At 73.4% G+C, this 24,369-nt stretch carries 18 protein-coding genes; 9 read left to right on the forward strand and 9 right to left on the reverse strand.

Annotated elements, in window-relative coordinates; genetic code table 11:
- Positions 1 to 97: acyl-CoA dehydrogenase family protein (locus ACIGHB_RS33960; RefSeq protein ID WP_157849844.1), on the forward strand; the 97-nt coding region annotated here is incomplete at its 5' end.
- A 63-nt stretch (positions 98 to 160) separates the two neighbouring features.
- Here the strand turns inward: ACIGHB_RS33960 and ACIGHB_RS33965 are convergent.
- Complete coding sequence (locus ACIGHB_RS33965; RefSeq protein WP_360322506.1) at positions 161 to 1,414, reverse strand: LCP family protein; 1,254 nt, start codon at positions 1,412 to 1,414, stop codon at positions 161 to 163.
- A gap of 119 nt (positions 1,415 to 1,533) precedes the next feature.
- Between ACIGHB_RS33965 and ACIGHB_RS33970 the strand changes: the two genes are divergently transcribed.
- The gene (locus ACIGHB_RS33970) at positions 1,534 to 2,067 is read left to right on the forward strand and encodes an acyl-CoA thioesterase (protein WP_360322503.1); all 534 of its coding nucleotides are present in this window, start codon (positions 1,534 to 1,536) and stop codon (positions 2,065 to 2,067) included.
- A gap of 61 nt (positions 2,068 to 2,128) precedes the next feature.
- Here ACIGHB_RS33970 and ACIGHB_RS33975 read toward each other — a convergent pair whose 3' ends face one another.
- The gene (locus ACIGHB_RS33975; RefSeq protein WP_360322509.1) at positions 2,129 to 3,508 is read right to left on the reverse strand and encodes an LCP family protein; all 1,380 of its coding nucleotides are present in this window, start codon (positions 3,506 to 3,508) and stop codon (positions 2,129 to 2,131) included.
- A 253-nt stretch (positions 3,509 to 3,761) separates the two neighbouring features.
- On the opposite strand from ACIGHB_RS33975, the gene ACIGHB_RS33980 reads away from it, so the two are divergent.
- A complete protein-coding gene (locus tag ACIGHB_RS33980; protein WP_399918670.1) occupies positions 3,762 to 4,802 on the forward strand; it encodes a glycosyltransferase family 2 protein in 1,041 nt (346 codons plus the stop codon).
- 94 nt (positions 4,803 to 4,896) lie between these two features.
- On the opposite strand, the gene ACIGHB_RS33985 is transcribed toward ACIGHB_RS33980, so the two are convergent.
- The 4 genes from ACIGHB_RS33985 to ACIGHB_RS34000 form a co-directional block, all read right to left on the reverse strand.
- Complete coding sequence (locus ACIGHB_RS33985; RefSeq protein WP_399918672.1) at positions 4,897 to 6,666, reverse strand: LCP family protein; 1,770 nt, start codon at positions 6,664 to 6,666, stop codon at positions 4,897 to 4,899.
- A 49-nt stretch (positions 6,667 to 6,715) separates the two neighbouring features.
- Positions 6,716 to 8,497 carry an LCP family protein gene (locus ACIGHB_RS33990; protein WP_399918674.1) on the reverse strand — a complete coding sequence of 594 codons (1,782 nt, stop codon included), beginning with the start codon at positions 8,495 to 8,497 and terminating at the stop codon, positions 6,716 to 6,718.
- A 239-nt stretch (positions 8,498 to 8,736) separates the two neighbouring features.
- On the reverse strand, positions 8,737 to 10,119 hold the full coding sequence (locus ACIGHB_RS33995; RefSeq protein WP_399918676.1) for an LCP family protein: 1,383 nt from the start codon (positions 10,117 to 10,119) through the stop codon (positions 8,737 to 8,739).
- A 221-nt stretch (positions 10,120 to 10,340) separates the two neighbouring features.
- Positions 10,341 to 11,093, reverse strand: a complete 753-nt coding sequence (locus ACIGHB_RS34000) for a TIGR03089 family protein (RefSeq protein ID WP_399918678.1) — start codon at positions 11,091 to 11,093, stop codon at positions 10,341 to 10,343.
- Positions 11,094 to 11,219: 126 nt separating this feature from the next.
- Here ACIGHB_RS34000 and ACIGHB_RS34005 point away from each other — a divergent pair, with 126 nt between their 5' ends.
- The 3 genes from ACIGHB_RS34005 to ACIGHB_RS34015 all read left to right on the forward strand — a co-directional run bounded on the left by ACIGHB_RS34005 (position 11,220) and on the right by ACIGHB_RS34015 (position 15,004).
- A complete protein-coding gene (locus tag ACIGHB_RS34005; protein WP_399918680.1) occupies positions 11,220 to 12,809 on the forward strand; it encodes a peptidoglycan recognition protein in 1,590 nt (529 codons plus the stop codon).
- A gap of 103 nt (positions 12,810 to 12,912) precedes the next feature.
- Positions 12,913 to 13,995 (forward strand): NDP-sugar synthase, encoded by a 1,083-nt coding sequence (locus ACIGHB_RS34010; protein WP_360319585.1) that lies wholly within the window; start codon positions 12,913 to 12,915, stop codon positions 13,993 to 13,995.
- A gap of 52 nt (positions 13,996 to 14,047) precedes the next feature.
- Positions 14,048 to 15,004 (forward strand): DNA-3-methyladenine glycosylase family protein, encoded by a 957-nt coding sequence (locus ACIGHB_RS34015; protein ID WP_399918683.1) that lies wholly within the window; start codon positions 14,048 to 14,050, stop codon positions 15,002 to 15,004.
- A 27-nt stretch (positions 15,005 to 15,031) separates the two neighbouring features.
- Here the strand turns inward: ACIGHB_RS34015 and ACIGHB_RS34020 are convergent, their stop codons facing one another.
- The 3 genes from ACIGHB_RS34020 to ACIGHB_RS34030 are packed head-to-tail and all read right to left on the reverse strand — an operon-like array spanning position 15,032 to position 17,880.
- Positions 15,032 to 16,366 (reverse strand): coenzyme F420-0:L-glutamate ligase, encoded by a 1,335-nt coding sequence (locus ACIGHB_RS34020; protein ID WP_399918685.1) that lies wholly within the window; start codon positions 16,364 to 16,366, stop codon positions 15,032 to 15,034.
- Entirely contained in the window at positions 16,363 to 17,319 is a 957-nt protein-coding gene (gene cofD, locus ACIGHB_RS34025) for a 2-phospho-L-lactate transferase (protein ID WP_360319579.1), read from the reverse strand. The genes ACIGHB_RS34020 and cofD overlap by 4 nt, the downstream gene beginning before the upstream one ends.
- A gap of 12 nt (positions 17,320 to 17,331) precedes the next feature.
- Positions 17,332 to 17,880 (reverse strand): cysteine dioxygenase, encoded by a 549-nt coding sequence (locus ACIGHB_RS34030; RefSeq protein ID WP_399918688.1) that lies wholly within the window; start codon positions 17,878 to 17,880, stop codon positions 17,332 to 17,334.
- Positions 17,881 to 18,552: 672 nt separating this feature from the next.
- On the opposite strand from ACIGHB_RS34030, the gene ACIGHB_RS34035 reads away from it, so the two are divergent.
- The 3 genes from ACIGHB_RS34035 to ACIGHB_RS34045 all read left to right on the forward strand — a co-directional run bounded on the left by ACIGHB_RS34035 (position 18,553) and on the right by ACIGHB_RS34045 (position 24,338).
- Positions 18,553 to 18,816, forward strand: coding sequence for a WhiB family transcriptional regulator (locus tag ACIGHB_RS34035; RefSeq protein WP_015033978.1), 264 nt, complete (start codon positions 18,553 to 18,555; stop codon positions 18,814 to 18,816).
- Between the two features lie 186 nt (positions 18,817 to 19,002).
- Positions 19,003 to 22,818: a glycosyltransferase gene (locus ACIGHB_RS34040; RefSeq protein WP_399918690.1), complete on the forward strand. Its 3,816-nt coding sequence runs from the start codon at positions 19,003 to 19,005 to the stop codon at positions 22,816 to 22,818.
- Positions 22,815 to 24,338: a DUF5719 family protein gene (locus ACIGHB_RS34045; protein ID WP_399918692.1), complete on the forward strand. Its 1,524-nt coding sequence runs from the start codon at positions 22,815 to 22,817 to the stop codon at positions 24,336 to 24,338. Before ACIGHB_RS34040 ends, ACIGHB_RS34045 begins: the two co-directional genes overlap by 4 nt.
- The last annotated feature ends 31 nt before the right edge of the window (positions 24,339 to 24,369 follow it).

Consider the following 24,369-nt stretch of genomic DNA (forward strand, 5'->3'; position numbering starts at 1 on the left):
CCCCGTCGAGCGCATGATGCGCGACGCCAAGATCACCCAGATCTACGAGGGCACCAACCAGGTCCAGCGCATCGTCATGGCCCGCAACCTCCCGTGACCCGCGCGACGGCCCCCGGCGCCGAGGCGCCGGGGGCCGTCGGGGGCCTTCGGGTGCGGAGGGTCAGCGGTCCGACGTCACCGTGACCTTCTGGTCGTTCTTGATCTGCTCGACGAGCTGCTTCACCTTCGGCATGTCCCACTTCAGGGAGCCCTGCGGCGCGCTGCCCGCGATCGGCATGTTCATGGACGTGCCGTCGCCCCCGCTGATGCCCTTCATCGCGAAGAACATCTGGCCCAGGTCGTACAGGGACATGTCCTTGTCGACGATCAGGGTGTCGAGGCCGGCGCCGAGGGTCGGGTACAGGGCGAACGGGTTGAGGATCGTGCCCGGCGTCGCCGCCTGGTTGGCCAGCGCGGACAGGAACTTCTGCTGGTTCTTGGTCCGCGCCAGGTCCGACTCGGCGAAGGCGTACCGGGTACGGACGAAGGCGAGGGCCTGCTCGCCGTTGAGGGTCTGCTTCCCGGCCTGGAAGTCGGCGCCCGACTTCTTGTCCTTGAAGCCCTTCTCGATGTTCAGCTCGACGCCGCCGAGCGCGTCCACGATGTTCGCGAAGCCGGCGAAGCCGATCTCCGCGTAGTGGTCGATCCGCAGCCCGGTGTTGTACTCGACCGTGCGGACCAGCAGCTCGGGGCCGTCCATCGCGTAGGCCGCGTTCAGCTTGGAGCCGCCGCGGGCCGGGAAGGACTTGCCGGACTCGGAGCCGACGAAGTTCGGGATCGTCACCCAGGAGTCACGGGGCAGCGAGATCATCGTGTTCCCGCTGGAGCAGGCGGCGAGGATCATCATCGAGTCGGTCCGCTTGCCCTCCGCGGAACCGGTGTGCAGCTTCTTCTTCTCCTCGGACGACATGCCCTCGCGGCTGTCGGAGCCGACGATCAGGTACGTCGTGCAGTCGCCCTCGGCCGGCCGCTCGATGACCTTGGACAGGTCGACCTCGTTGCGCATCTGCGAACTGGCCCAGGCGTAGGTGCCGATGCCCCAGGCGAGGACGCCGACGACCAGCACGATCGAACCGATCTTGATCCGCTTGCGCCAGTCCGGCGCGGGACCGGCGGGACGGGCGCCCGGGCCGCCGGGTCCGGCAGGTCCCCCCGGACCGCCGGGCCCCTGGCCGCCGCCCTGCGGGGAGCCGTAGACCTGTCCGGTGCTGTACCCCGAGTCGTACCCCGTGGCCTGCGCCTGAGTGAAGTTCGGGTTGTACGCCTGCCCCTGGTCGTACCCCTGCTGGTACTGCGGGGACTGCTGTCCCTGCGGTCGTCTCTGCACGTGCCGCATGGGGCGGGCGCCCTCGGGCTGCTCAGGCCACTCATTCATGCGGACCAGTGTGCCGGTCTCCGCTTTCCGGGCGACAGGCCGGGTGGAAAATAGGACCGGTGCTGTTGCGAAGCTGATGCAAAGCGGACAACGCCGATACCCGGCATAAGGTGGAGGACATGACAGAACAGGGCCACATCCCGGGCAAGCCCACCTCGGCCTCCCGCACCACCCTCAGCCACATCATGACCAGCCACGACACCAACCTCCTCGGCACGGTGCACGGCGGCGTGATCATGAAGCTGGTGGACGACGCGGCGGGCGCCGTCGCGGGCCGCCACTCCGGAGGCCCGGCCGTGACCGCCTCCATGGACGAGATGGCCTTCCTGGAGCCCGTCCGCGTCGGCGACCTCCTCCATGTGAAGGCCCAGGTGAACTGGACCGGACGCTCCTCCATGGAGGTCGGCGTCCGCGTCATGGCCGAGCGCTGGAACGACACCACCCCGGCGACCCAGGTCGGCTCCGCCTACCTCGTCTTCGCCGCGGTGGACGGCGACGGCAGGCCCCGTACGGTCCCGCCGGTCCTCCCGGAGACCGAGCAGGACAAGCGCCGCTACCAGGAGGCGCAGATCCGCCGCACCCACCGCCTCGCCCGCCGCCAGGCCATCATGGAACTCCGCGAACGCCGGGCCGCCGAGGGCTACGAGGACTGACCGGCCCACCGGGGCCCGCGGAGACCGGCCCGGTGACGAGGACCGGCCCCGTCGCCCGGCGTCACGGGCACACCACCTGGTCCCCGGTCACCGCCTCGAACGGCCCCCGCGCCGGCGCCGTCTCCGCCCGTACCGCCGTGACCCCCTGGTACGAGGACCCCACCGTCACCCGCAGCGTGCCGCCCCGCCCCTTCACCGCCTTCAGCTCGGCCCCCGGCAGGGCGGCGGCCAGGGACTTCGCGGAGCGGTCCCAGCGGGGGTCGTACTCCACCAGCGTCCGCGTCCGCGCCGGGCCCTTCCCGGTCATCGGCGTCCGGGTGGTGTCGAAGCCGGTGCCGCGCAGCGCGTCGTCCACCTTCCGCCCGAGACCGTCGATCCGGGTCCCGTTGTAGACCTGCACCCGGATCGTCCTCGGCGCCACGTCCACCACGACGCCCTTCGGCCGCTTCCGCTCCGCGGGCGCCTGCCGGGTGGCCAGCGGCCGGTCCTCCCGCACCGCGGCGAAGAGCTTCTGCGCCTTCTCCGGGTCCCACTTCACCGTCGACCCGACGCCCTTCACGGGGAAGTCCATGTCCCTGACCGGTACCGACACGAACTCCGACGACGCCGGCGTGAAGCCGCGCATCGCCTTGGCCAGGGCCAGCAGCTGGTCCGTGCCGAACCCCTCGTCGGCCCGCACCGAGCCGAGCAGCGTCGTCGCCACCTCCCGGAACCGCACCGGGTTGAAGAGGACCCCGCCGCTGGTCAGCCGGTCCACCAGCGCCGCCAGGAACTTCTGCTGCCGCTGCATCCGGCCGATGTCCGCGGCGCCGTCGATGTAGCGGGAGCGCACGTACTGGAGCGCCTGCCCGCCGTCCAGCTCGTGCGTGCCCGCCGCGAGCCGCAGCCCGGTGTACGCGTCCTTCACCGGCTTCGCCGTGCAGATCTGCACCCCGCCGACCGCGTCCACCGTCCGCATGAAGCTGGTGAAGTCGACCTCCAGATAGTGGTCGATCTTGACCCGGGTCATCGCCTCCACCGTCCGCACGGTCAGCGCGGGACCGCCCTCCGAGTAGGCGGCGTTCAGCTTCACCGGATGCGCCCGGTGCCGCTCCCCGCTGTTCTGGTCGGTGTGCTCGGGCAGCTCGGCGTACGAGTCCCGGGGCAGCGACACGACGCTCGCCCGCTCCCGGTCCTCCGAGATGTGCACAAGCAGCACGGTGTCCGTGCAGCGGCAGGGCGCCCCGCCGAGCCGGTACTTCTCCTTCTGCTCGGGCGTGATCCGGTCCCGCCCGTCGGTGCCGACGACCAGCACGTTCATGCCGGTGCCCGCCCGCGGCCGGTTCTTCATGTCCTTGAAGGGGTCGACCCGGGTGATCCCGGTGTCCAGGCCGGTGACCACCGCGTGCCCGATCCCGCCGGCCGCGAGCACCACCACGGAGAGCGCGGTCGCCACCCGCATCCCCCACCGGGGTCGCCGCCGGGGCCGCCGCACCGGGGCGGCACGGCCGCCGCGCCGGGGCACCGGCGGCCGGCCGCCCGTGCCGGGCGTGCGGGGCGGACGGGGCGTGCGGGGCGGTGTGGGCACGGACGGACACCTCCGCGGCGGGGACAGGGGAACCGTGAGCACCGTAGGCCCATACGATCAGCCGCCAGGCTCATCACCCCCGATGGCGCGCGGCCGTGTCCCCCGTTCGCGGTAACGTGGCCCGTTGATGAACGCCACGCCCCCCGTATCCGTGATCATGCCGGTCCTCAACGAGGAGCGGCATCTGCGCAGCTCGGTCCGCCACATCCTGGAGCAGGAGTACGACGGCGAGCTGGAGGTGGTGATCGCGCTCGGCCCGTCCACGGACCGCACCGACGAGATCGCCGCCGAGCTGGTGCGCGAGACCGCGTCCGACGGGCGCGCCCGGGTCCACACCGTGCCCAACCCCACCGGCCGCACCCCCGCCGCCCTCAACGCGGCGATCGAGGCGTCCCGCCACCCGATCGTGGTGCGCGTCGACGGCCACGGCATGCTCTCGCCGGACTACATCGCCACCGCCGTGCGCCTCCTGGAGGAGACCGGCGCGCAGAACGTCGGCGGCATCATGCACGCCGAGGGCGAGAACGCCTGGGAGGACGCGGTCGCCGCCGCGATGACCTCGAAGATCGGCGTCGGCAACGCGGCCTTCCACACCGGAGGCGCGGCCGGCCCCGCCGAGACGGTCTACCTCGGCGTCTTCCGCCGCGAGGCCCTCGAACAGCAGGGCGGCTACAACGTGGAGTTCATCCGCGCCCAGGACTGGGAGCTCAACTTCCGCATCCGCGAGGCCGGCGGTCTGATCTGGTTCTCGCCGGAGCTGCGCGTCCAGTACCGCCCGCGCCCCTCGGTGCGGGCCCTGGCCAAGCAGTACAAGGACTACGGCCGCTGGCGGCACGTGGTGGCCCGCTACCACGCCGGGTCCATCAACCTCCGCTACCTCGCCCCGCCGGCCGCGGTCTGCGCGATCGCCGCGGGCGTGCTCGTCGGCGCCACCCTCACCCCGCTCGGCTTCGTGGTCCCGGCCGGCTACCTCGCCGCGATCACCGTCGGCTCGATCCCCGCGGGCAGGGGCCTCGGCCCGAAGGCCCGCGTCCGGATCCCGCTGGCCCTCGCCACCATGCACATGTCCTGGGGCTTCGGCTTTCTCACCAGCCCCCGTTCCCTGGCGAAGCGGGTCATCGCGAGCCGCCGCCCGTCGGTGCGGACGGGCGAGACCGAGAAGGTCTGACCCCCTCGCGGTCCCGCGTGACCCCGCGCACACCGACGGCCGGGCCCCTCGTCACGAGGGTCCCGGCCGCCGGCGCCGGTCGCTTCGTACCGGCTCAGCTCACGCCGTCCCAGCGGTAGACCGAGTACACCTCCATGCAGGTGGCCTTGTCGTTCGCGCCCTCCGGCACGTCGCCGGCCTTCCGCTTCGGCGCCACGTAGGCGGTGCCCTCGCGCCAGTCCGCGCCGACGACGAGGGTGATGTTCCCGATGGTGCCGTCCGCGCGGACGGTGGAGGTCGGCAGGCCGAGGGCCTTCGCCACGGACTCGGCGTCCGCGCGGCCCTGGTCGCCGGCCGCCTTCGGGTAGGCGACGACCGTGCCCTTGCTGGGCTTGGCCTCCTTCGAGGTGCCGGCCTGGGTGAAGCCCTTGCCGGTCAGCACGTCCTTGATGTCCCCGGCGCGGCCCTCGACGGCCGGCAGGTCGTTCCCCTCGGTCCCGTTGACGACCGTGACGGCGAGGGAGGAGGGCGCCGCGGCCGTCGGCTTCGGCTTCGCGTCCGTCGGCTTGGCCTTCGGCTTCGCGGGCACCTTGTCGCCGTTCTTGTCCATGGCGACGTCGTTGCGGAGCAGGTCCCAGATCTTCTCCGCGTCGGCGGCCCTCGGCTGGAGCCACGCCTTCGGGTTCGCCGTGTAGGGGTCCGTCGGGATGGTGATCGTCGAGAGCCGGTCGACCTTCACGTTCTTGAGCTGCATGCCGAGGTCGAAGAGCTTGGCCACGGTGTCGAGCCCGTCGGAGACCTGGAGCGCCTTGGTGCCGGTCTCCGCCAGGCCCATCAGCCGGCCGGTGTCGGTCCAGGCGTTCTGCTGCTGGAGCTTCTTCAGCATGCCGTTGAGGTACATGTGCTGGGCCTTGGCGCGGTTCTGGTCGCTGCCGAAGGCGTGCCGGGTGCGCAGCCACTGGAGGGCCTGCTCGCCCTTGACCTCGGTGGTGCCCTCCTTCAGCTTGAGGCCGGAGCCGCCCTTCACCTGGGCGGTCGACCGGTCGTGCACACCGGTGGTGACGCAGACGGGGACGCCGCCGACCTCGTCGGCCATCGCCACCACGCCCGCGAAGTCGACCATCATCCAGTGGTCGATGTAGACGCCGGTGAGCTTCTCCCAGGTGGTGAGGGTGCACCCCGGACCGCCGCGCGGGAGCGTGGAGTTGATGGGCTGGTCCGTGGTGGCCGGGAAGGTCTCCTTGCCGTCCTCGCTCTTGCACTCGGGTATGGGGACCACGGTGTCGCGGGGGATCGATATGAGGGAGGCGTTCTGCCGGTCGGCGGAGACGTGCAGCAGCATCTGCACGTCGGCGCGGGGCTTGGTGTTCCGCAGGTCCTTGCCGCCGCCCAGGGCCACGTTGTCGTCGGAGGTCCGGTCGTCCGAGCCGATCAGCAGGATGTTGAGCGGGGTGTCGCCCAGCGCGTTCGGCGCCGCCTTCTGCACGCCGCTGTCGCCGCCCGCGCGGCCACCGCTGCGGATGTTGCTGTTCAGGTGCTCGTAGTACGCGTAGCCGGCGCCGGCCGTGCCGAGGACGAGGACCGCCACGCCGATCGCCGACCAGCGCAGCACCTTCCGCTTGCCGGCCTTCTTGGCCTGCTTGCGGGCCGCCGCGCGACCGCCCGCCGTGCCGGCGGCGGCGCCGTCGGCACCCGCCGTACCCTTCCGGCGCGCGGCCCGGCCGCCCGGTGCGGCGGGCGCGTCCGGCCCCCCGGCCGGTTCCTGCTCCTCGCCCGCCCCGGTCGCCTCGCCGGCGCCGTGCAGTTCGTCGTCCCAGCCATGATCTCGGGCGTGCGGAACGCTCGACTGCCGCGTCCCCTCCCGTCGCACGCTGTTCTGTCCCACCCCAGGTCCCCTCATCGTCAAGGGCGCGCCGTGATCCGCTGTTTCCGGGTCACTGGGCGCACACCTTCTTGTCCGCTGCTACCTGACCGACGTCCGGCGCCTTCGTCGGAGCGGTCATGGGCACCCCCGCGCCCTTGAAGTCGGCGCCGAGGACGAGCGTCATGGGCTCGCGCTCCCCGGCGGCCGTGGTGCCCTGCTTGAGGGCGGTGGCCGGCAGACCCATCATCGCGGCGAGCGCGCGGGCCTGGTCGGCCTGGTTCGGTGCGTAGCTGAGCGTGGTCTTCGCCGCCTTCTCGGGGGCGTTGCTCTTGTTGGACGAGCGAAGCACGCCCTGGTCGTTCTGGAGCCAGTTGATGGTCGACTGGGCCGCGCCGTTGATGCCGCTGCCGTTGAAGACGTCGACGCGGACCTCGGCGGCCGGGGCCTTCGGGCCCTGGAGGAGCTTGGCCTGCGCCTGGGCCTTCGCCTTCTTGGCGTCGGCCTCCTTCTTCTTCACCTCGGTGAAGGAGACGTCCTGCTCGATCATGCTGAAGATCTTCGGGGCGTTCACGGAGTCGAGGACGACGGTGGCGCGCTTGTTCGGCGGCTCGTCCGGGTTGTCGACCACCGGCACGGTGAGGAAGGTGATGTTCTTCAGGTCGACCTTGGCGATCTCCTTCGCCAGGGAGACGAGCTTCGTCGCCTCGCCGATCCCCTGGTCGACGGTGAGCGACTCGGTCGCCGCGGTGGCCACGTCGAGCAGCCGCGTCGGGCTGTCGAGGGTGTCCTCCTTGAGCTGCCGCATCATCGAGGCGAGGAACTGCTGCTGCTGCTTGATGCGGTCGAGGTCGCTCTCGTTGCCGAGGCCGTGCCGGTTCCGGAGGAACGCCAGCGCCTGCTCGCCCTGGATGCGGTGTTCGCCCTCGGGGAGGTTGAGCTTGGAGTACTGCTTGTCGTGGATCGGCTTGGCGAGGCAGACCTTGACGCCGCCGACGGCCGTGGAGAGCTTCTTGACGGCGTTGAAGTCGACCATCATGAAGTGGTTGATCGGCAGACCGGACATCTGGGTGACGGTCCGCATGGTGCAGCCGGGGTCACGGCCGTCGACCCCGAAGGACTCGTTGAACTTGGTCTTGCCGACCGAGCCCGGGATGACCTTGGTGGTCCCGCCGACCTTCGTCGGGCACTCCGGGATCTCGATCTTGAGGTCGCGCGGGATGCTCATCGCCGTGGCGTTGGTGCGGTCCTCGGCGATGTGGATGAGGAACGTCGTGTCGGCGTGGCCGGTGACGTTGGTCTTGTTGCCGTAGGTCTCGTTGCCCTCGCCGGTGCGGACGTCGTTGCCGATGACGAGGATGTTGAGCGGCCCCTTCATCCCCTCCGACTTCACGGCCGCGTCGCCGACGTCCACGACGCCGATGTTGCCGTTGAGCTTGCTGTAGATCGCGTACGCGCCGACCGCGCCGCCCACGAGGACGAAGGCCATCGTGCCGCCGGTCCACAGCAGGACCTTCTTCTTCCGGCCGGCGCCCTGCTTGCGCTTGCGGCGGCGCTGGGGCGGCACACGTCCGCCGCTGCCGCCGCCCGTCGTCCCGGGCTCGGTCTCCGGTTCGGCCGTGCGGCGCCGCCGCTGGCCGGGAACGGGAGCGTCGGCCGGGGCGGTTGGCCGGGCCGCGGAGCGGGTACCGGAACCGGTGGCACCGGATGCGCCGGTACCGGAGTGGGAAGCATCGAGCGGCGGCTGCCCAGCGGAGTGGTCCAGTCGCAGTTCGTAGTTGCCGGTCTGCGGGTTGAGCACCCACTGGTCGGCGGGGTCGATCTCGTCCGCCCGTCCACGGCTGTGCGCGTCCACGGTTCCTGTCCTCCGTCGGTGCCACGCGGGGCGCCTCCCCCTGTGGGCGCCACTCGGTCGTTCGATCCTTGGCTGAGTGCGACCACGCGGTCGGGTGCACCGGATCGCGTCACACTATCCGCCCAGTTCAGCGCGGGGCGACGTCAGTGACAAATTCCACGCCCCTTATAAGTGCGCAACTCTGCCCAAACCGCATCGCCCCTCACCCCTCCCTTGGGTCCCCCTTTACTCAACGATCACTAGGAGCACACCCCTTCGGCCGCGTTCCGGCCGGTGAAGGTCGGTGTCGCGGTCGGCGCGGGCGACTCGGCGTCGTCCGGCTTCCCGTCGGAGGATGCGCGGGAGCCCTCCTCCGGTTCCGCCTTCCGCACCACGACCGGCTTGTCCTCACGCAGTTGACGGAAGAGCTCGCTCGCGGCGGGTTGCACCAGTTCGTCCCGGTTCGCGTTGTACGTGTACGGGCGCCGCGGCACCGTGAGGAACTGCACCTTCTCCGTCGGGATCGCCCGCATCGTCCGCGCCAGGTCGTACAGGTCGCGCAGCGAGTCCAGCCCCGGGTCGGTCGTGAGGGACTTCGTGGCCGCGTCGAGCACCGGGTACAGCTTCGTCGGGTTCAGCAGCACCCCGTCGCTCTGCACCTTGTTGACCAGCGCGCCCAGGAACATCTGCTGCCGGTCCATCCGTTCGGTGTCGCTGCCGTTCCCCAGCGACTTCCGGGCCCTGACGAAGCCCAGCGCCTGCTCCCCGTTCAGCGTCTGCCGGCCCGCGGGCAGCTTCAGCTTGGCGTCGCTGTCGTTCACCGGCTCCTTGAGGCAGACCTCGACGCCGTCCACCGCGTCCACCATCTTCTTGAAGCCCCGGAAGTCGATCACCATGTGGTGGTCGACCCGGATCCCGGTCAGCTTCTCGACGGTACGGATCGTGCACGCCGTCCCGCCCCACTCGAAGGCCCAGTTGAACTGCGCCAGCCGCTCCCGCGTCCGGCCGCCCTCGGTCCTGGCGCAGCTCGGGATCGTCACCATGAGGTCGCGGGGGATGGACATCGCCGTCGCGCTCGACTCGTCGGCCGCCAGGTGCAGCAGGATCACGGTGTCCGAGCGCTGGGTGCCCTTGTCCCGCCCGTACTTGCGGTTCCCCTCTCCGGAGCGGGTGTCCGAGCCGATGAGGAGGATGTTCCGGGCGGCCGTCACGACGCTCGCCGGACGCTCCTTCTCGTACCGCCGCAGCTCGTCGGCGGCGGTGGTGTCCGTGGTGATGTTGTCGTCGAGCTTCCGGTAGAACCACCACCCGGTGCCGGCCGCGCCGAGCAGCACCACCGACACCCCGAGCGCGGTCCACCGCAGCCAGTGCCGGCGCGCCGGGGAGGCACCCTCGGGAGTGCCGTCGGAGGTGCCGTCGGAGGTGCCGTCGGAGGTGCCGTCGGGAGTGCCGTCCCCGGAGGCTCCGTCCCCGGAGGGCTTCTCCCCGGCGGCCTCGTCGCCGCCGTCAGGAGCCGGTTCCGGACTCGCCTCAGGACCCGGTTCCGAGGTCGCATCCGGCGCCGGTTCAGGACTCGGTTCCGGGGTCGCCTCCGGCGTCGGTTCCGGGTCCGGTTCGGCGGGTGTGCCAGCGCGGTCCGTCACGTCGTCGTCCGTCCTTCGAGGCGTCTCGGGCGCGTCGGGCGCCCGGCGTTCGCACAGGGAGACGACCGGACCCGACGAGGGGTTGTGCGGAGGAGACGACTCCCCCCGCGCCGATCATGTACCGGACCGGCCTCCCGGTCGCGGGTACGCGGCGCGTCGATCGGCCGAACGAGTGCATCGGGTGACGCCGGCGGACCGGCGCCCCCGGCGTCACCCGCCCCTCAGAGCGCCGTGGCCGTGACCCGCTCGCTCTCGATCCGCTTCTCCAGCGCCTCCGGGGCCAGCTGGGCCGTGTTCCGGCACAGCACCACGGAGCCGCCCGAGGCCAGCGGCGCGTACAGCCCGGCCGACAGCCCCTCCCAGCCGTCGTACGGCAGCCCGGAGAGCAGCCGCGCGCCGGGACCGAGCCCGAGCCGTACGGCGTCCAGCCGGGCCTGCTCGACGAGTTGGACGCCGCTGCGCTCCGCGCCCTCGACGACGAGCGCGGGAGCGTCCGGATCCACCGGGGCGAACGGGGCGAAACGGTCGCCCTGGCCCGGGACCTCCACCGCGTAGTCCGCGTACCCGGCGGGAGGGGCGGGGAAGCGGCGCCCCAGCGGCGCCAGGGAGAGCGCGATCCGCTCCCCGGAACAGGCCCGGCCCGCCTCCAGCGTGTCCGGCCCCGCCACCACGAGGTCCGCGTCCGCCGGGTCGCCGCCCACCTCGGCCGTCACCCCGACCGAGGAGCAGGCGAGCAGCCAGACGGCGGTCTGCCAGTGCGCGGGCAGCAGCAGCGCGAGCCGGTCGCCGGGCTCGGCGGACAGCTCGCCCTGGAGCAGGTTGGCCGTCTTCGCCACCCAATTGGCGAAGGTGGCGACGGACAATTCCACCCGTTCACCGGTGGCGTCGTCGTAGTAGGTGACCAGAGGGCGGGCGGGGTCCGCGGCGAGCGCGGATCGCAGCAGGTCGGCGGGGGTGCGGTCGCTGGCGTTCACGCCGGACAGGGTACGCGGGCCGGTGCGCCGCTCTGGGCCGTACCGGTGACGTCGTCCTCCGGTCGGCCTGACGCCCCGTCCGGCTCCCGGCGCGCGCCACGCCCGTGCGCTGTTCACGATCGGCCCATGCGTGCCTCACTCGCCACCTCGATCGCCGTCGCCTGCGCGACCGTGCTCGCCCTGCCGGTCACCCTCGCCGCCCCCGCGACGGCCACCGCGCGCCCGGCGGCGGCCGCCTTGCCACCGACTCAGGACGAGCTGCCGGGCTCCACCCAGTCGCTGCCGCTCCGTCCCTTGGGCGCCTCCGTCCGCTCCTTCGGTTCCGACCCGGGCGCCGCCCCCGAGCAGGGCCTGACCCGACGGGACGTCAGACCCTTCTCTCTCGTCGGCGTGGTCTGGAACGACCCGGCGGCCGTGCTCCACGGCACCGTCCAGGTCCGCACCCGCTCCGCCGCCGACGGCGTCTGGTCTCCGTGGCAGGACGTCGAGACCCACAACGACCAGCACGGGGCCGACCCCGCGACCGCCGAAGGCGCCGCCGGAACCCTCCGCGGCTCCACCGCCCCGCTCTGGGTGGGCGACTCGGACGGCGTCGAGATCCGCGTCCAGGCCGAGCGGGCCGAGCCGGGGGCGGAGCGGGCGACCGTACGGCTGCCCGCCGGACTCCGCCTCGAACTGATCGACCCGGGCGAGGCGCCGCCCGCCCCGGCCCCCGGCACACCGGCGACGGCCCTCGGCACGACGCCGGCCACGGTCACACCGGCGACGGCCCCCGGCACGACGCCGGCCACGGTCCCCGGAACACCGGCCACGGTCCCCGGCGCACCGGCGGCGGCCCCCTTCACCCGGGCGATGGCCCCGCCGGCCGTCCTCACCGCGGCGGAGGCCGCCGCGAGCGGCGTGAACAGCGCGCTGGCCCCGTACGGCTCCACCGTGATCCCGGACGCCCTCCCGGAGGCGGGCCTCGACACCATCCACGGCGCACCCATCCAGAAGGAGATCGTCCGCAAGGAGACCACCCAGGAGGCGGAGGTCCAGCAGGCCCGGGAAGCCGCCGCCAAGGAGGCCGCCGCCAAGGAGGCCGCGGCCCAGGCGGCGAAGGCGCCGTACATCGGTCCCCGCCCCGCGATCATCACCCGCAAGGGCTGGGGCGCCGACGAGTCGATCCGCGAGAAGGGCTTCGTCTACACCACGACGATCAAGGCCGCCTTCGTCCACCACAGCGCCACCGGCAACAACTACACGTGCGCTCAGGCGCCCTCCGTCCTGCGCAGTATCTACCGCTACCACGTCAAGAGCAGCGGGTGGCGTGACTTCGGCTACAACTTCGCCGTCGACAAGTGCGGAAACATCTACGAAGGCCGGGCCGGGGGAGTGGCCAAGGCGGTGCTCGGCGCGCACACCCTCGGCTTCAACACCAACAGCATGGGCGTCGCCGTCCTCGGCACCTTCACCAGCACCAACCCGCCGGCCGCCGTCGTGACCGCCGTCGCCCGCCTGACGGCCTGGAAACTCGGGCTCCACGGCATCAACCCCAAGGGGACCGTGACCCTCGTCTCCGGCGGCGGCAACCTCTACGCGAAGGGCAAGTCGGTCCGCTTCCACGCCATCGCCGGGCACCGTGACGGATTCGCCACGGAGTGTCCCGGAGGCCGTCTCTACGGCAAGCTCGGAACCGCGCGCACCTCCTCGGCGAAGTACCAGGGACGGAGCTGATGGGGGCATGGAGGCAACCATCTGCATAAACTGACCGGTCATATCGCACGGACGACCGATACGGGCGTGCGGACCGGCCCCGGACAGGAAGCAGAGACGACAGGTGACAGAAGCGATCCTCCTGGTCGGTGGCAAGGGCACACGGCTGCGACCGCTCACGGTCAACACGCCCAAGCCCATGGTCCCGGCGGCGGGCGTCCCCTTCCTGACGCACCAGCTGGCCCGGGCCAAGGCCGCCGGCGTCGAGCACATCGTGCTCGCCACCTCCTACCTCGCCGAGGTCTTCGAACCGCACTTCGGTGACGGCTCCGACCTCGGCCTGAGCCTGGAGTACGTGACGGAGGAGGAGCCGCTCGGCACCGGCGGCGCGATACGCAACGTCGCCTCGCGCCTCCACTCGGGTCCCGACGACCCGGTCCTGATCTTCAACGGCGACATCCTCACGGGCCTCGACATCCGCGCCCTGGTGGCCACCCACGCCGACTCCGGCGCGGACGTCTCGCTCCACCTCACCCGCGTCGATGACCCGCGCGCCTTCGGCCTGGTCCCGACCGACGGGACGGGCCGGGTCACGGCCTTCCTGGAGAAGCCGCAGACCCCGGAGGAGATCGTCACCGACCAGATCAACGCCGGCGCCTACGTCTTCCGCCGCTCGGTGATCGACTCGATCCCCGCCGGCCGCCCGGTCTCCGTCGAGCGCGAGACCTTCCCGGAGCTGCTGGCCTCCGGCGCCCACCTCCAAGGCATGGTGGACTCCACGTACTGGCTGGACCTCGGCACCCCGCAGGCGTTCGTCCGCGGCTCCGCCGACCTGGTCCTCGGCCGCGCCCCCTCCCCGGCGGTCCCCGGCCGCTGCGGCGACCGCCTCGTCCTCCCCTCCGCCCGGGTCGCCCCCGACGCGAAGCTCACCGGCGGCACGGTGGTGGGCGCGGACGCGACGGTCGGCGAGGGCGCCCGGGTGACGGGCTCCACCCTCCTGGCCGGCGCCGTGGTCGAACCCGGCGCCGTGATCACCGACTCCCTCATAGGCGCCGGCGCCCGCATCGGCGCCCGCTCGGTCCTCACCGGCGCGGTCATCGGCGACGGCGCCCACGTGGGCCCCGACAACGAGCTCCGCGACGGCATCCGCGTCTGGTGCGGCGCCACCCTCCCGGCCGGCTCGGTCCGCTTCAGCTCGGACCAGTAGGAAGCGCACGGGTGCGGGCTCCCGGAGCCCGCACCCGGCTACGCTCGTACGCATGGCCGGCCGCTTCGTACCCAGACCCACCCGCACCACCACGCGCGGCGGCGACGTGGACGGTCCGGGGGGCGGGGCGGGCGACCTGGACCTCGGCCTGACCCTCGGCCCCCTCCGCAGAGGCCCGTACGACCCCACCTTCCGCATCGCGCCCACCGGCGAGATCTGGCGCGCCACCCGCACCCCGCAGGGCCCCGCCACGCTGCGCGTACGGGCGCGCGGCGCGGAGGTCGAGGCCGACACGTACGGTCCGGGCGCGGCGTGGCTCGACGCCCGCCTCCCCGCCCTCCTGGGCGCCGAGGACGACCCCGCCGCCTTCGTCCCCCGCCACCGGCTCGTCCTGGCGGCCCACCGCCGCCGCCCCGGCCTCCGCCTCACCCGTACGGGCCTGGTCCTGGAGTCCCTGATCCCGACCGTCCTGGAGCAGAAGGTCACCACGACGGAGGCGTACGGCTCCTGGCGCCACCTGGTCCGCCGGTACGGGGAGCCGGCCCCGGGCCCGGCCCCGGAGGGGATGTACGTGATGCCGGACGCCCGCACCTGGGCGAGGATCCCGTCCTGGGAGTGGCACCGGGCGAACGTCGACGACAAGCGCGCCGCCACGGTCGTCCGCGCCGCCCGGGTGGCCCCCCGCCTGGAGGAGGCGGCCCTCATGGACCCGCCGGCCGCCCGCGCCCGCCTGGAGCTGATCCCGGGCATCGGCCCCTGGACCTCCGCGGAGACCGTCCAGCGCAGCAACGGCGCCGCCGACGAGGTCACCACCGGCGACCTGCACCTGCCCGGCATCATCGGCTGGGCCCTGGCGCGCGACCGCACGGCCGACGACGCCGCCATGCTGGAGCTCCTGGCCCCCTACGCGGGCCAGCGCCACCGGGCGGCCCGCCTCATCCTGCTCAGCGGCCACACCCCGCCCCGCCGCGCCCCGCGCTTCGCCCCCAACGACATCACGCGGATCTGAGGCCGGGGGCGCCGGGCGGCGGCGGGGTCAGCGCACCTCGACGAACTCCGCGGCGACCCGCCCCGGACGCTCCTTCGGCGGGGCGGCGGGCCGCCCGATCGCCACCGCGCCCATCGGGTCCCAGTGCTCCGGCAGCCCGAGCACGTCCCGTACGACGTCCCGGCAGAACATCGTCGAGGAGACCCAGGCCGAGCCGAGCCGCTCACCGGCCAGCGCCACCAGGAAGTTCTGCACGCCCGCGCCGGCCGCGACGACGAACATCTCGCGCTCGGCGGCGTCGCGGCGCGGGTCGCCGTAGTGGTGGGAGCCGTCCATGACGAGGCAGGGGACGGCGAGGTAGGGCGCGTTCCGCAGGACGTCCCCGCGCCGCACCCGCTTGGCGATGGACTCCTCGGACCTGCCGTCCCGCCGCAGGTCCGCGATCCACGCGTCCCGCATCGCGTCGAGCAGCCGCAGCCGGGACTCCGGGGACTCCAGGAGGACGAACCGCCACGGGGTGGTGTGGTGCGGGGCCGGCGCCGTCACGGCCGCGGCGACCGCGCGCCGTACCGCTCCGGGGTCGACGGGGTCGTCGGTGAACTCCCGTACGGTCCTGCGCAGCGTCACCGCCTCCCGTACGGCCTCCGAGGTGCCGAGCCGGAACATGTCGTCGGCGGCGGTCCGCACCAGCGCCCGCGCGCCCGGCTCCTCGTCGCCGCCGACCACGTGCGGCAGCCCGCGCACGACCGCGACGGGCACGCCGGTGGCCTTGCCCTTCACCAGGTCGCCCGCGGCGGCGAGTTCGTCGGCGGTGGCGACGACGGTGACGTTCAGCTCGTTGCCGTGCGAGTCGGTGACGCCCCGGAGGTCGTCGAGGACCCGCACGCCGGCCGCGCCGATGGCCACGTCGGTGAGCCCGGACCGCCAGGGCCGCCCGAAGGTGTCCGTGACGACGACGCCGACGTCGACGCCCAGTGCCTCGCGCAGCCCGGTCCTGATCCGCAGTGCCGACCCGTCGGGGTCCTCCGGCAGCAGCAGCACGGTGCCGGCGGCGGTGTTGGAGGCGTCGACGCCGGCCGCGGCCATGACGAGGCCCTGCCGGTTCTCGACGATCCTCAGGGTGCCGCGCCGGGCCACCACCCGTACCGTCTCGGCGTCGATGGCCTCCTCGCGGTCGCCGGCGGCGACGATCCGACCCTCCGCCTTGCTCACGATCTTGGAGGTGACGAGGAGGACGTCGCCGTCCTCCAGACCGGGGGAGGCGGACGCGATCAGCTTGGCGAGGTCGTCCCCGGGCGCCACCTCGGGCAGCCCGGCCACCCCCCACACCCGGTAGGAGGGCGCGGACGCGGTGGCGGCGGGCTCCGTGGGATCCGCCGTCACCCGCGGACCTCCTCGGCCAGCGCGAGCGCCGTCCGCGCCATCTCGGCCGTCGCGTCCACGTCGGTCATCATCAGCGGGACGGCCCGGCAGGCGATGCCGGCGGCCTCGACATCGGCGACGGAGCCGGCGTCCACGGTGTCCACCAGCCAGCCGTCGAGGAGGCCGGAGCCGTAGTGGCGGGCCACGGCGGCGGCCGTCGACTCGACGCCGACGGCCGCGAGGACCTTGTCGGCCATGCCGCGCACGGGGGCGTCCCCGACGATGGGGGAGAGGCCGACGACCGGCGCGGGCGCGGCGGCGACCGCCTCGCGGATGCCGGGCACGGCGAGGATGGTGCCGACGCTGACGACCGGGTTGGACGGCGGGAAGAGGATGACGTCGGCCTCGGCGATCGCCTCCAGGACGCCCGGGGCGGGCTTGGCGGCCTCCGCGCCGACGGCCACGACGGCCTCGGCGTCGACGGAGGCGCGCAGCTTCACCCAGTACTCCTGGAAGTGCACGGCCCGCCGCTCGCCGTCGACCTCGATGGCCACGTGGGTCTCGACGCGGTCGTCGGTCATCGGCAGCAGTCGCACGCCCGGCTGCCAGCGGGCGCAGAGCGCCTCGGTGACGGCGCTCAGCGGGTAGCCGGCGCCGAGCATCTGGGTGCGGACGATGTGGGTGGCGAAGTCCCGGTCGCCGAGGCCGAACCACTCGGGTCCGACCCCGTACGCGGCCAGTTCTTCCTTGACGGCGAAGGTCTCGCCCTCGCGGCCCCAGCCCTGCTCCTCGTGGATGCCACCGCCGAGGGTGTACATCACGGTGTCCAGGTCGGGGCAGACCTTCAGCCCGAAGAGATGGATGTCGTCACCGGTGTTGCCGACGACCGTGATCTCCGCGTCCGGGACGGCCTGCCGGAGACCGCGAAGGAAACGGGCACCACCGATGCCGCCTGCCAGAACCACAATGCGCATGCACGCAGTGTGTCAGGCGGAGAGGGCCTCCCGGCCGGCCGGGGCGCACTGCCCCTGGTACGACTCGTGCATCGGCATCTCGGTGAGGCCGGGGAAGTACACGTGGAGGCTGACGGCCGGCTCCAGCGAGTCGTTGACGACCTCGTGGACGTAGCCGGGCGCGAAGACCCTCTGGGTCCCGGGCCGCAGCGTGCGCGCGCCCCGGTCCGTGCGCTCCGTCAACTCGCCCTGGAGGACGGTGAGGACGCCGGAGGAGCGGCCGTGGTCGTGGCGTCCGCTGCCCTGGCCGGGCACCCAGGAGAGCAGCCACACCTCGTAGCCGCTGGGGGTACCCCCTGCTCGAGCGGAGCCGAGAGCTTGGGGGACCGTGCGCAGGCGGTGGTACCAGCGGGTGGTGGCGTCGTACTCGACGTGCGGGGCCCAGCGGGAGCGGTCGGCGGCGATCTCGCGGGCGAGGCCGGCGAACTCGGCCACGGTGAGGGGGTGCTCGCGCTCGGGCTGGAGCAGGTGCGGGACCTCCATGAGGTCGCCGGCGATCTGAAGGTCGCTGTCCATGTTCATGGGCGGGGTGGTTCCTCAGCAGAAACGAAGAGCGGTGGGGGTCACGGCACAGGGGGCGTACAGGTGACTCGGGTGACGCGGGGTGACGCTGGGGGAGAGACGCTGGAGCTCGGTGGCTTCAACAGCTGGAACAGCGACAGCGACAGCACGCCTGGACAGCGCGGCGGAACCCACGGGCGTGGGTCGCGGAGGGCGCTGCGGTCGCTGGCATGGCACCAAAGTGGCCGGAGGGGCACCCGACTGTCAACCCAATGCCCGATTTGGGGGTAATGTTTCACCTCATCCGGTTACCGTGCCCGGAGAAAGGTTTGTTCAGCCCCGGACCAGGCAACATGGCGCAGCAGTCGTGCCCGTAAACATGGCCGGCGGCCGGATCGTTCGTGATCGGACTGTGATCCGGATCGCTTCCATGGCTGGATCGCAACAAGATCCAAGTCTCGCACGTCCTTCTGGGCAAGGCATGACACCACGGGATCCGCCGGTGGCATGTGTCACGTTTTTTGGTGATTTGAACACTTTCCGCATAGGCTTGGTTCCGCAGAGTGAATACGGGGCCCAATAGCAGATCTCGGCTTGACTCGCACAGAGCACGAACTTGTAATTTCACTCGTGTCGTTCGGCCGTTTCGATCACGGCGACATCACGGGACGCACAGACAGACGAGGGGCGCAGATGACCGAGTTGTTCCAGGAACTGCTGGTCGAGGACGCGGACGAGGAACTCGGCTGGCAGGAGCGCGCGCTGTGCGCCCAGACCGATCCCGAGTCCTTCTTCCCCGAGAAGGGCGGCTCGACCCGCGAGGCCAAGAAGGTCTGCCTCGCCTGCGAAGTCCGCTCCGAATGCCTGGAGTACGCGCTCCAGAACGACGAGCGCTTCGGCATCTGGGGCGGCCTCTCCGAACGCGAACGCCGCCGCCTCAAGAAGGCCGCCGTCTGAACCGCCCCGTCCGAGAACCACCCCACGGTCCGTCCCTGTGCCCGGCACAGGAGGCGGACCGTTCCCGTTGCCGGGCGACCGCTCCGCCGGGGCGCCCCCTCGACCGCAACCACTAGTGTGGGCCTCCGTCCGAGACGCTCCCCACGCCCCACCGCGGGCGACCCCGGCCGGAGGGCCCGTAGCTCGATGTCCTCAACTCCTGAGTTCCCCAGGCACGTCGTCACCGCCGTGCTCGTCACCCACGACGGAGCCCGCTGGCTGCCCGACGCGCTCTCCGGGCTGCTCGCCCAGGAACGCCCGGTGCAGACCGTGGTCGCCGCCGACACCGGCAGCGCCGACGACTCCGCGCAGCTCGTCGGCGACGCCATCGGAGCCGACCGCGTCCTGCACCTCGCACGCCGCACCGGCTTCGGCGCCGCCGTCGACGAGGCCGTCCGCACCGCGCCCGTGCTCGGACCCGAGGACCTGCCCTACCTCAAGCGCCCCAGCGGCTGGGACCCCGTCAGCCGCACCTGGAACGACGAGGCGTACGACCTCCCCGAACTCCCGCACGGCGAACCGGTCCAGTGGCTCTGGCTGCTCCACGACGACTGCGCCCCCGAGCCCGGCGCCCTCGCCGAACTCCTGCGCGTCGCCGACTCCGACGCGTACGCCGCCGTCATCGGCCCCAAGCTGCGCGGCTGGTACGACAGGAAGCAGCTCCTCGAAGCCGGCGTCACCATCGCCCGCAGCGGCCGCCGCTGGACCGGCCTCGACCGCCGCGAACAGGACCAGGGCCAGCACGACCAGATCCGCCCCGTCCTCTCCGTCTCCACCGCCGGCATGCTCATCCGCCGCGACGTCTTCGAGGAACTCGGCGGCTTCGACCGCCGCCTGCCCCTCATGCGCGACGACGTCGACCTCTGCTGGCGCGCCCACGCCGCCGGCCACCGCGTCCTCATCGCCCCCGACGCCGTCCTCCGGCACGCCGAGGCGTCCGCCCGCGAACGCCGCTCCGTCGACTGCGCCGGCCGCACCGCCGCCAGCCCGCACCGCGTCGACAAGGCCGCCGCCGTCTACACCCTGCTGGCCAACACCTCCGGCCGCGCCCTCCCCTACGTCCTCCTCCGGCTCGTCCTCGGCACGCTCCTGCGCACCCTCGGCCTCCTCGTCGGCAAGGACCCCGGCCAGGCCGTCGACGAGACCATGGGCCTCCTCGCCACCCTGCTGCGGCCCGAGAAGATCCTCGCCGCCCGCAGACGGCGCAAGAACCCCGAGGTCCCGCCCGCCGAGCTCCGCCCCCTCTTCCCGCCACCCGGCGCCACCGTCCGCGCCGCCGCCGAACAGCTCGCCTCCCACTTCGGCGCCGACGAGGCCGACTCCGGCGGCTCCCGCCACGGCGCCGTCGAAACGGGCCCCGGCGGCGACGACGCCGACTTCCTGGAGATCGAGCAGTTCGCCCGCCTGAAGAAGATCGCCCGCAAACCCGGCCCCGTCCTCTTCGCCCTCCTCCTCGTCGTCTCCCTCGTCGCCTGCCGCAACCTCTTCGCCGGCGGCTCCCTCGCCGGCGGCGTCCTGCTGCCCGCCCCCGACACCGTCTCCGCGCTCTGGGGCACCTACGCGGACGCCTGGCACACCCTCGGCACCGGCGGCACCCAGAGCGCCCCGCCCTACCTCGGCATCCTCGCCGCGCTCTCCGCCCTCTTCCTCGGCTCCACCTCGACCGCGCTCACCGTGCTGCTCGTCTGCTCGGTCCCGCTCGCCGGCTTCACCGCCTACTTCGCCGCCCGCGGCCTCGTCGGCTCCCGCCTCCTGCTCGCCTGGGGCGCCATCGCGTACGCCTTCCTGCCCGCCGCCACCGGCGCCCTCGCCACCGGCCGCCTCGGCACCGCGATCCTCGCGATCCTCCTCCCGCTGATCGCCCGCGCCGCCGTCGCCGCCCACGGCTTCAACCGCCCCGACCGCGGCAGCTGGCGCGCCACCTGGGCGTACGCGCTGCTGCTCACCGTCGCCACCGCGTTCACCCCGATCGTGTGGCCGCTCGCGGTCCTCCTCGGCCTCGGCGTCCTCGCCGTCCGCCGCGACGACATCACCGCGTACGGGCTCCGCTTCCTCGCCGCCGCCGGCACCCCGGTGCTCGCGCTGGCCCCCTGGTCGCTCTCGCTCCTGACCGACCCCTCCGCCTTCCTCCACGAGGCCGGCCTCGACCTGCGCACCGGCACCGCCACCGCCGTCGACCTCCTCGCGAGCAACCCCGGCGGCCCCGGCACCACCGGCGGCGTCCTCCTCCTCGGCCTGGTCCTCGCCGCGCTCGCCGCCCTCCTCCGCGAGGAGCGCCGCTTCGCCGTCCTCACCGCCTGGACCGCCGCCCTCGCCGGCCTCCTCTTCGCCGCCCTCGCCAACGGCGCCGACGGCACCGGCTGGGCCGGCCCCGCCACCCTCGTCTACGGCTCCGCCCTCATCGCCGCCGGCATGCTCGGCGCCGAGGGCGGCCGCACCCGCGTCGCCGCCCACGGCTTCGGCTGGCGCCAGCCCGTCGCCGCCCTCGTCGCCCTCGCCTGCGCCCTCGGCCCCGCCGCCGCGGCCGCCGGCTGGATGATCGGCGGCGCCGACGGCCCGCTCAGCCGCCGCGACCCCGTCCAGGTCCCCGCCTTCGTCGCCGAGGAGAGCGGCCAGGAGGACCAGCCCCGCACCCTGGTGCTCTCCGGCAGCTCGCCCGGCGCCGTCGACTACACCCTGGTCCGCGGCTCCGGCGCCCGCCTCGGCGACGCCGAACTCACCGAGACCGCCGAGCCCGACCCCCGCCTCGACTCCGTCGTCGCCAAGCTCGTCGCCGGCTCCGGCGCCGACCAGACGCAGGAACTCAGCGCCTTCGCCATCCGGTACGTGCTCGTCAAGGACGGCTCACCCCGCCAGATGAGCCGCGTCCTCGACACCACCCCCGGCATCTCCCGGCTCAGCCAGCTCGACGGCGCCGCGCTCTGGCGCGTCGACCGCGAGATCGCCCGCGTGATGATCGTCCCGCCCGCCGCGAAGCCCGGCGCCGAACAGGCCGACGACACCGAGGCAGCCAAGGCGGTCCTCGTCCCGGCCGGCCCCGTCGAGGCCCACGCCGACATCCCGGCGGGCCCCGCCGGCCGCGTCCTGCGCGTCGCCGACCGCGCCGACGAGGGCTGGACCGCCACCCTCGACGGCAAGGAGCTCACCCCGACCACCCTCGACGGCTGGGCCCAGGGCTTCCAGCTCCCCGCCGAGGGCGGCCGCCTCGACCTCACCTACGACGAGCCCCTCGCGCACACCGCCTGGATCTGGACCCAGCTCGGCCTCGCCGTCCTCCTCGTCGTCCTCGCCCTGCCCGGCCGCCGCCGGGAGATCGACGACGACCTCCCCGAGGAGGAGACGGCCATCCCGGCCCAGGCCACCGACGGCGACGGCCGCCGCGCCCGCCGCCTGCGCGCCGCCGCCGAGGCCGAGACCGCCGCGGCCGCGGCCGCCTCCGCCGAAGCCGCCGACGCGTGGCCCGACGCCCCCGACGCCGAGCACCCCGACGCGCCCCCCGCCATCCCCGGCAGCCGGACCGCCGAAGCCGACGAGTGGGACGGCGCCGCACCGGACCCGGCCTACGCCCAGCAGCAGTACACCCCGGCGTACGACCAGCAGGGCTACGCCCAGGAGTACGCCGACCCCTACCAGCAGCAGGCGTACGCGTACCCCCAGCAGGGCTACGACCAGCCCCAGGGGTACGACCAGCAGGGCTACGACCAGAACACGGGCTACGACCAGTCCCAGGGCTACGACCCCCAGAGCGGCTACCCCGCCCAGGGTTACGACCAGAGCCAGGGCTACGACCAGCCCCAGGGTTACGACCAGAGCCAGGGCTACGACCAGTCCCAGGCGTACGACCCCCAGCAGGCCGCCCAGGGCTACGCCCCCCACGACGGCCACCCCGGCTACGACCAGGGCTACGGGTACCCCCAGGGCCACGAGACCGAGCAGCGTCCCGACGGGAGCAGCAACCAGTGAACCGCACCACCCTCTCGCTGATCGCGGTCGCCACCGCCCTCGCCGCCGTCACCGGCTTCGCCGCGATGACCGCCCCCGGCGAGCCCGCCGCCGCGTCCGCCGCCCCCGCACCCCAGGCGGCCCGCCTCCCCGTCGAGCGCACCAGCCTGCTCTGCCCCGCCCCCAGCGTCTCCGAGATCGCCGAGACCCGCACCACCTCGTACACCCCGCCCGGCAGCGCCACCCCGGCCCCGGGCGCCGACCCGGCCAAGCCCACCGCCGTCCTCGGCGTCGCCAAGAACCCGAACACCTCCGCCGGCAAGAAGGGCAAGGCCCCCAAGGCCCCGGCCACCGTCACCGCCCCCGGCAAGCCCGTCTCCGTCGAGACGGAGGGCGCCGTCGGCCACGGCCTCGCCGGCACCGCCACCGGCACCCTCGCCCCCGGCTGGACCGTCCAGCAGACCACCCTCGTCCCGGCCGGCGCCGCCCGCGGCCTGCTCGGCGTCGGCTGCTCCGCCCCCGACACCGACCTCTGGTTCCCGGCCGCCTCCACCGCCAAGGGCCGCGCCGACTACATCCACCTCACCAACCCGGACGACACTCTCGCCGTCGCCGACATCGAGCTGTACGGCCCCGAGGGCGAGCTGAAGACCACCATCCCCGAGGGCGTCCAGGTCCCGCCCCGCTCCACCGTCCCCGTCCTCCTCGGCCCCCTCGTCACCGGAGGCGCCCAGGAGAACCTGACGGCCCACGTCACCACCCGCAGCGGCCGGGTCGGCGCCGCCCTCGGCTCCGCCGCCGACGGCGTCGGCAGCGACTGGCTCTCCGCCTCCGCCGACCCGGCGGCCCGCGTCGTGCTCCCCGGCATCCCGTCCGACGCCACCGGCGTCCGGCTCGTCGCCTTCGCCCCCGGCGACTCCGACGCCGACCTGAAGATCCAGCTGGTCACCCCGAACGGCACGATCGTCCCCGCCGCCGCCGAATCCCTGCACGTCAAGGCCGGCATGACCGCCTTCCTCGACCTGCCCGACCTCACCCGGGGGACGGCCGCGTCCCTGCTGCTCACCCCGACCGACCCCAAGAAGCAGGTCCCGGTCGTCGCCGCGCTCAAGGTCGTCCGCGGCAAGGGCTCGGACACGGAGATGGCCTTCATCCCCGCCGCCGCCCCCGTCACCGCCCGCGCCTCCGTCGCCGACAACCGCGCCAAGGGCACCGCCCTCACCCTGACCGCCCCCGAGGGCGCCGCCCAGGTCAAGGTCACCGCCTCGGCCGGCACGGAGGGCGGCAGCCCCGCCTCCCGCACGGTCTCCCTGAAGGCGGGCACCACGACGGTCCTCACCGACCTCGCCCCCAAGGGCGTCAAGGGCTCCTACGCCGTGACCGTGGAACCGGTCGCGGGCGGCGGACCGGTCCACGCCTCGCGCATGCTCACCGTCACCGAGGACGGCGTCCCGATGTTCACCGTCCAGACCCTGGTGGACGACCGCGGCACCGTCCAGGTCCCCACCGCCCGCCAGGACCTCACGATCCTCGACGACTGAGACCGCCCGGCGGTACGGGCCCCGCGCCGGC

The organism is Streptomyces sp. NPDC085460, assembly GCF_044541975.1.
In the GTDB taxonomy this organism is placed as follows: domain Bacteria; phylum Actinomycetota; class Actinomycetes; order Streptomycetales; family Streptomycetaceae; genus Streptomyces.

Excerpts from the sequence above, each read along its gene's own strand:
- ACIGHB_RS33980 (WP_399918670.1), top strand. The coding sequence starts at position 3,762 with ATGAACGCCACGCCCCCCGTATCCGTGATCATGCCGGTCCTCAACGAG.
- ACIGHB_RS34035 (WP_015033978.1), top strand. The coding sequence starts at position 18,553 with ATGACCGAGTTGTTCCAGGAACTGCTGGTCGAGGACGCGGACGAGGAA.
- ACIGHB_RS33970 (WP_360322503.1), top strand. The coding sequence starts at position 1,534 with ATGACAGAACAGGGCCACATCCCGGGCAAGCCCACCTCGGCCTCCCGC.
- cofD (WP_360319579.1), bottom strand. The coding sequence starts at position 17,319 with ATGCGCATTGTGGTTCTGGCAGGCGGCATCGGTGGTGCCCGTTTCCTT.
- ACIGHB_RS33965 (WP_360322506.1), bottom strand. The coding sequence starts at position 1,414 with ATGAATGAGTGGCCTGAGCAGCCCGAGGGCGCCCGCCCCATGCGGCAC.
- ACIGHB_RS34040 (WP_399918690.1), top strand. The coding sequence starts at position 19,003 with ATGTCCTCAACTCCTGAGTTCCCCAGGCACGTCGTCACCGCCGTGCTC.
- ACIGHB_RS34015 (WP_399918683.1), top strand. The coding sequence starts at position 14,048 with ATGGCCGGCCGCTTCGTACCCAGACCCACCCGCACCACCACGCGCGGC.
- ACIGHB_RS34005 (WP_399918680.1), top strand. The coding sequence starts at position 11,220 with ATGCGTGCCTCACTCGCCACCTCGATCGCCGTCGCCTGCGCGACCGTG.
- ACIGHB_RS34030 (WP_399918688.1), bottom strand. The coding sequence starts at position 17,880 with ATGAACATGGACAGCGACCTTCAGATCGCCGGCGACCTCATGGAGGTC.
- ACIGHB_RS33975 (WP_360322509.1), bottom strand. The coding sequence starts at position 3,508 with ATGCGGGTGGCGACCGCGCTCTCCGTGGTGGTGCTCGCGGCCGGCGGG.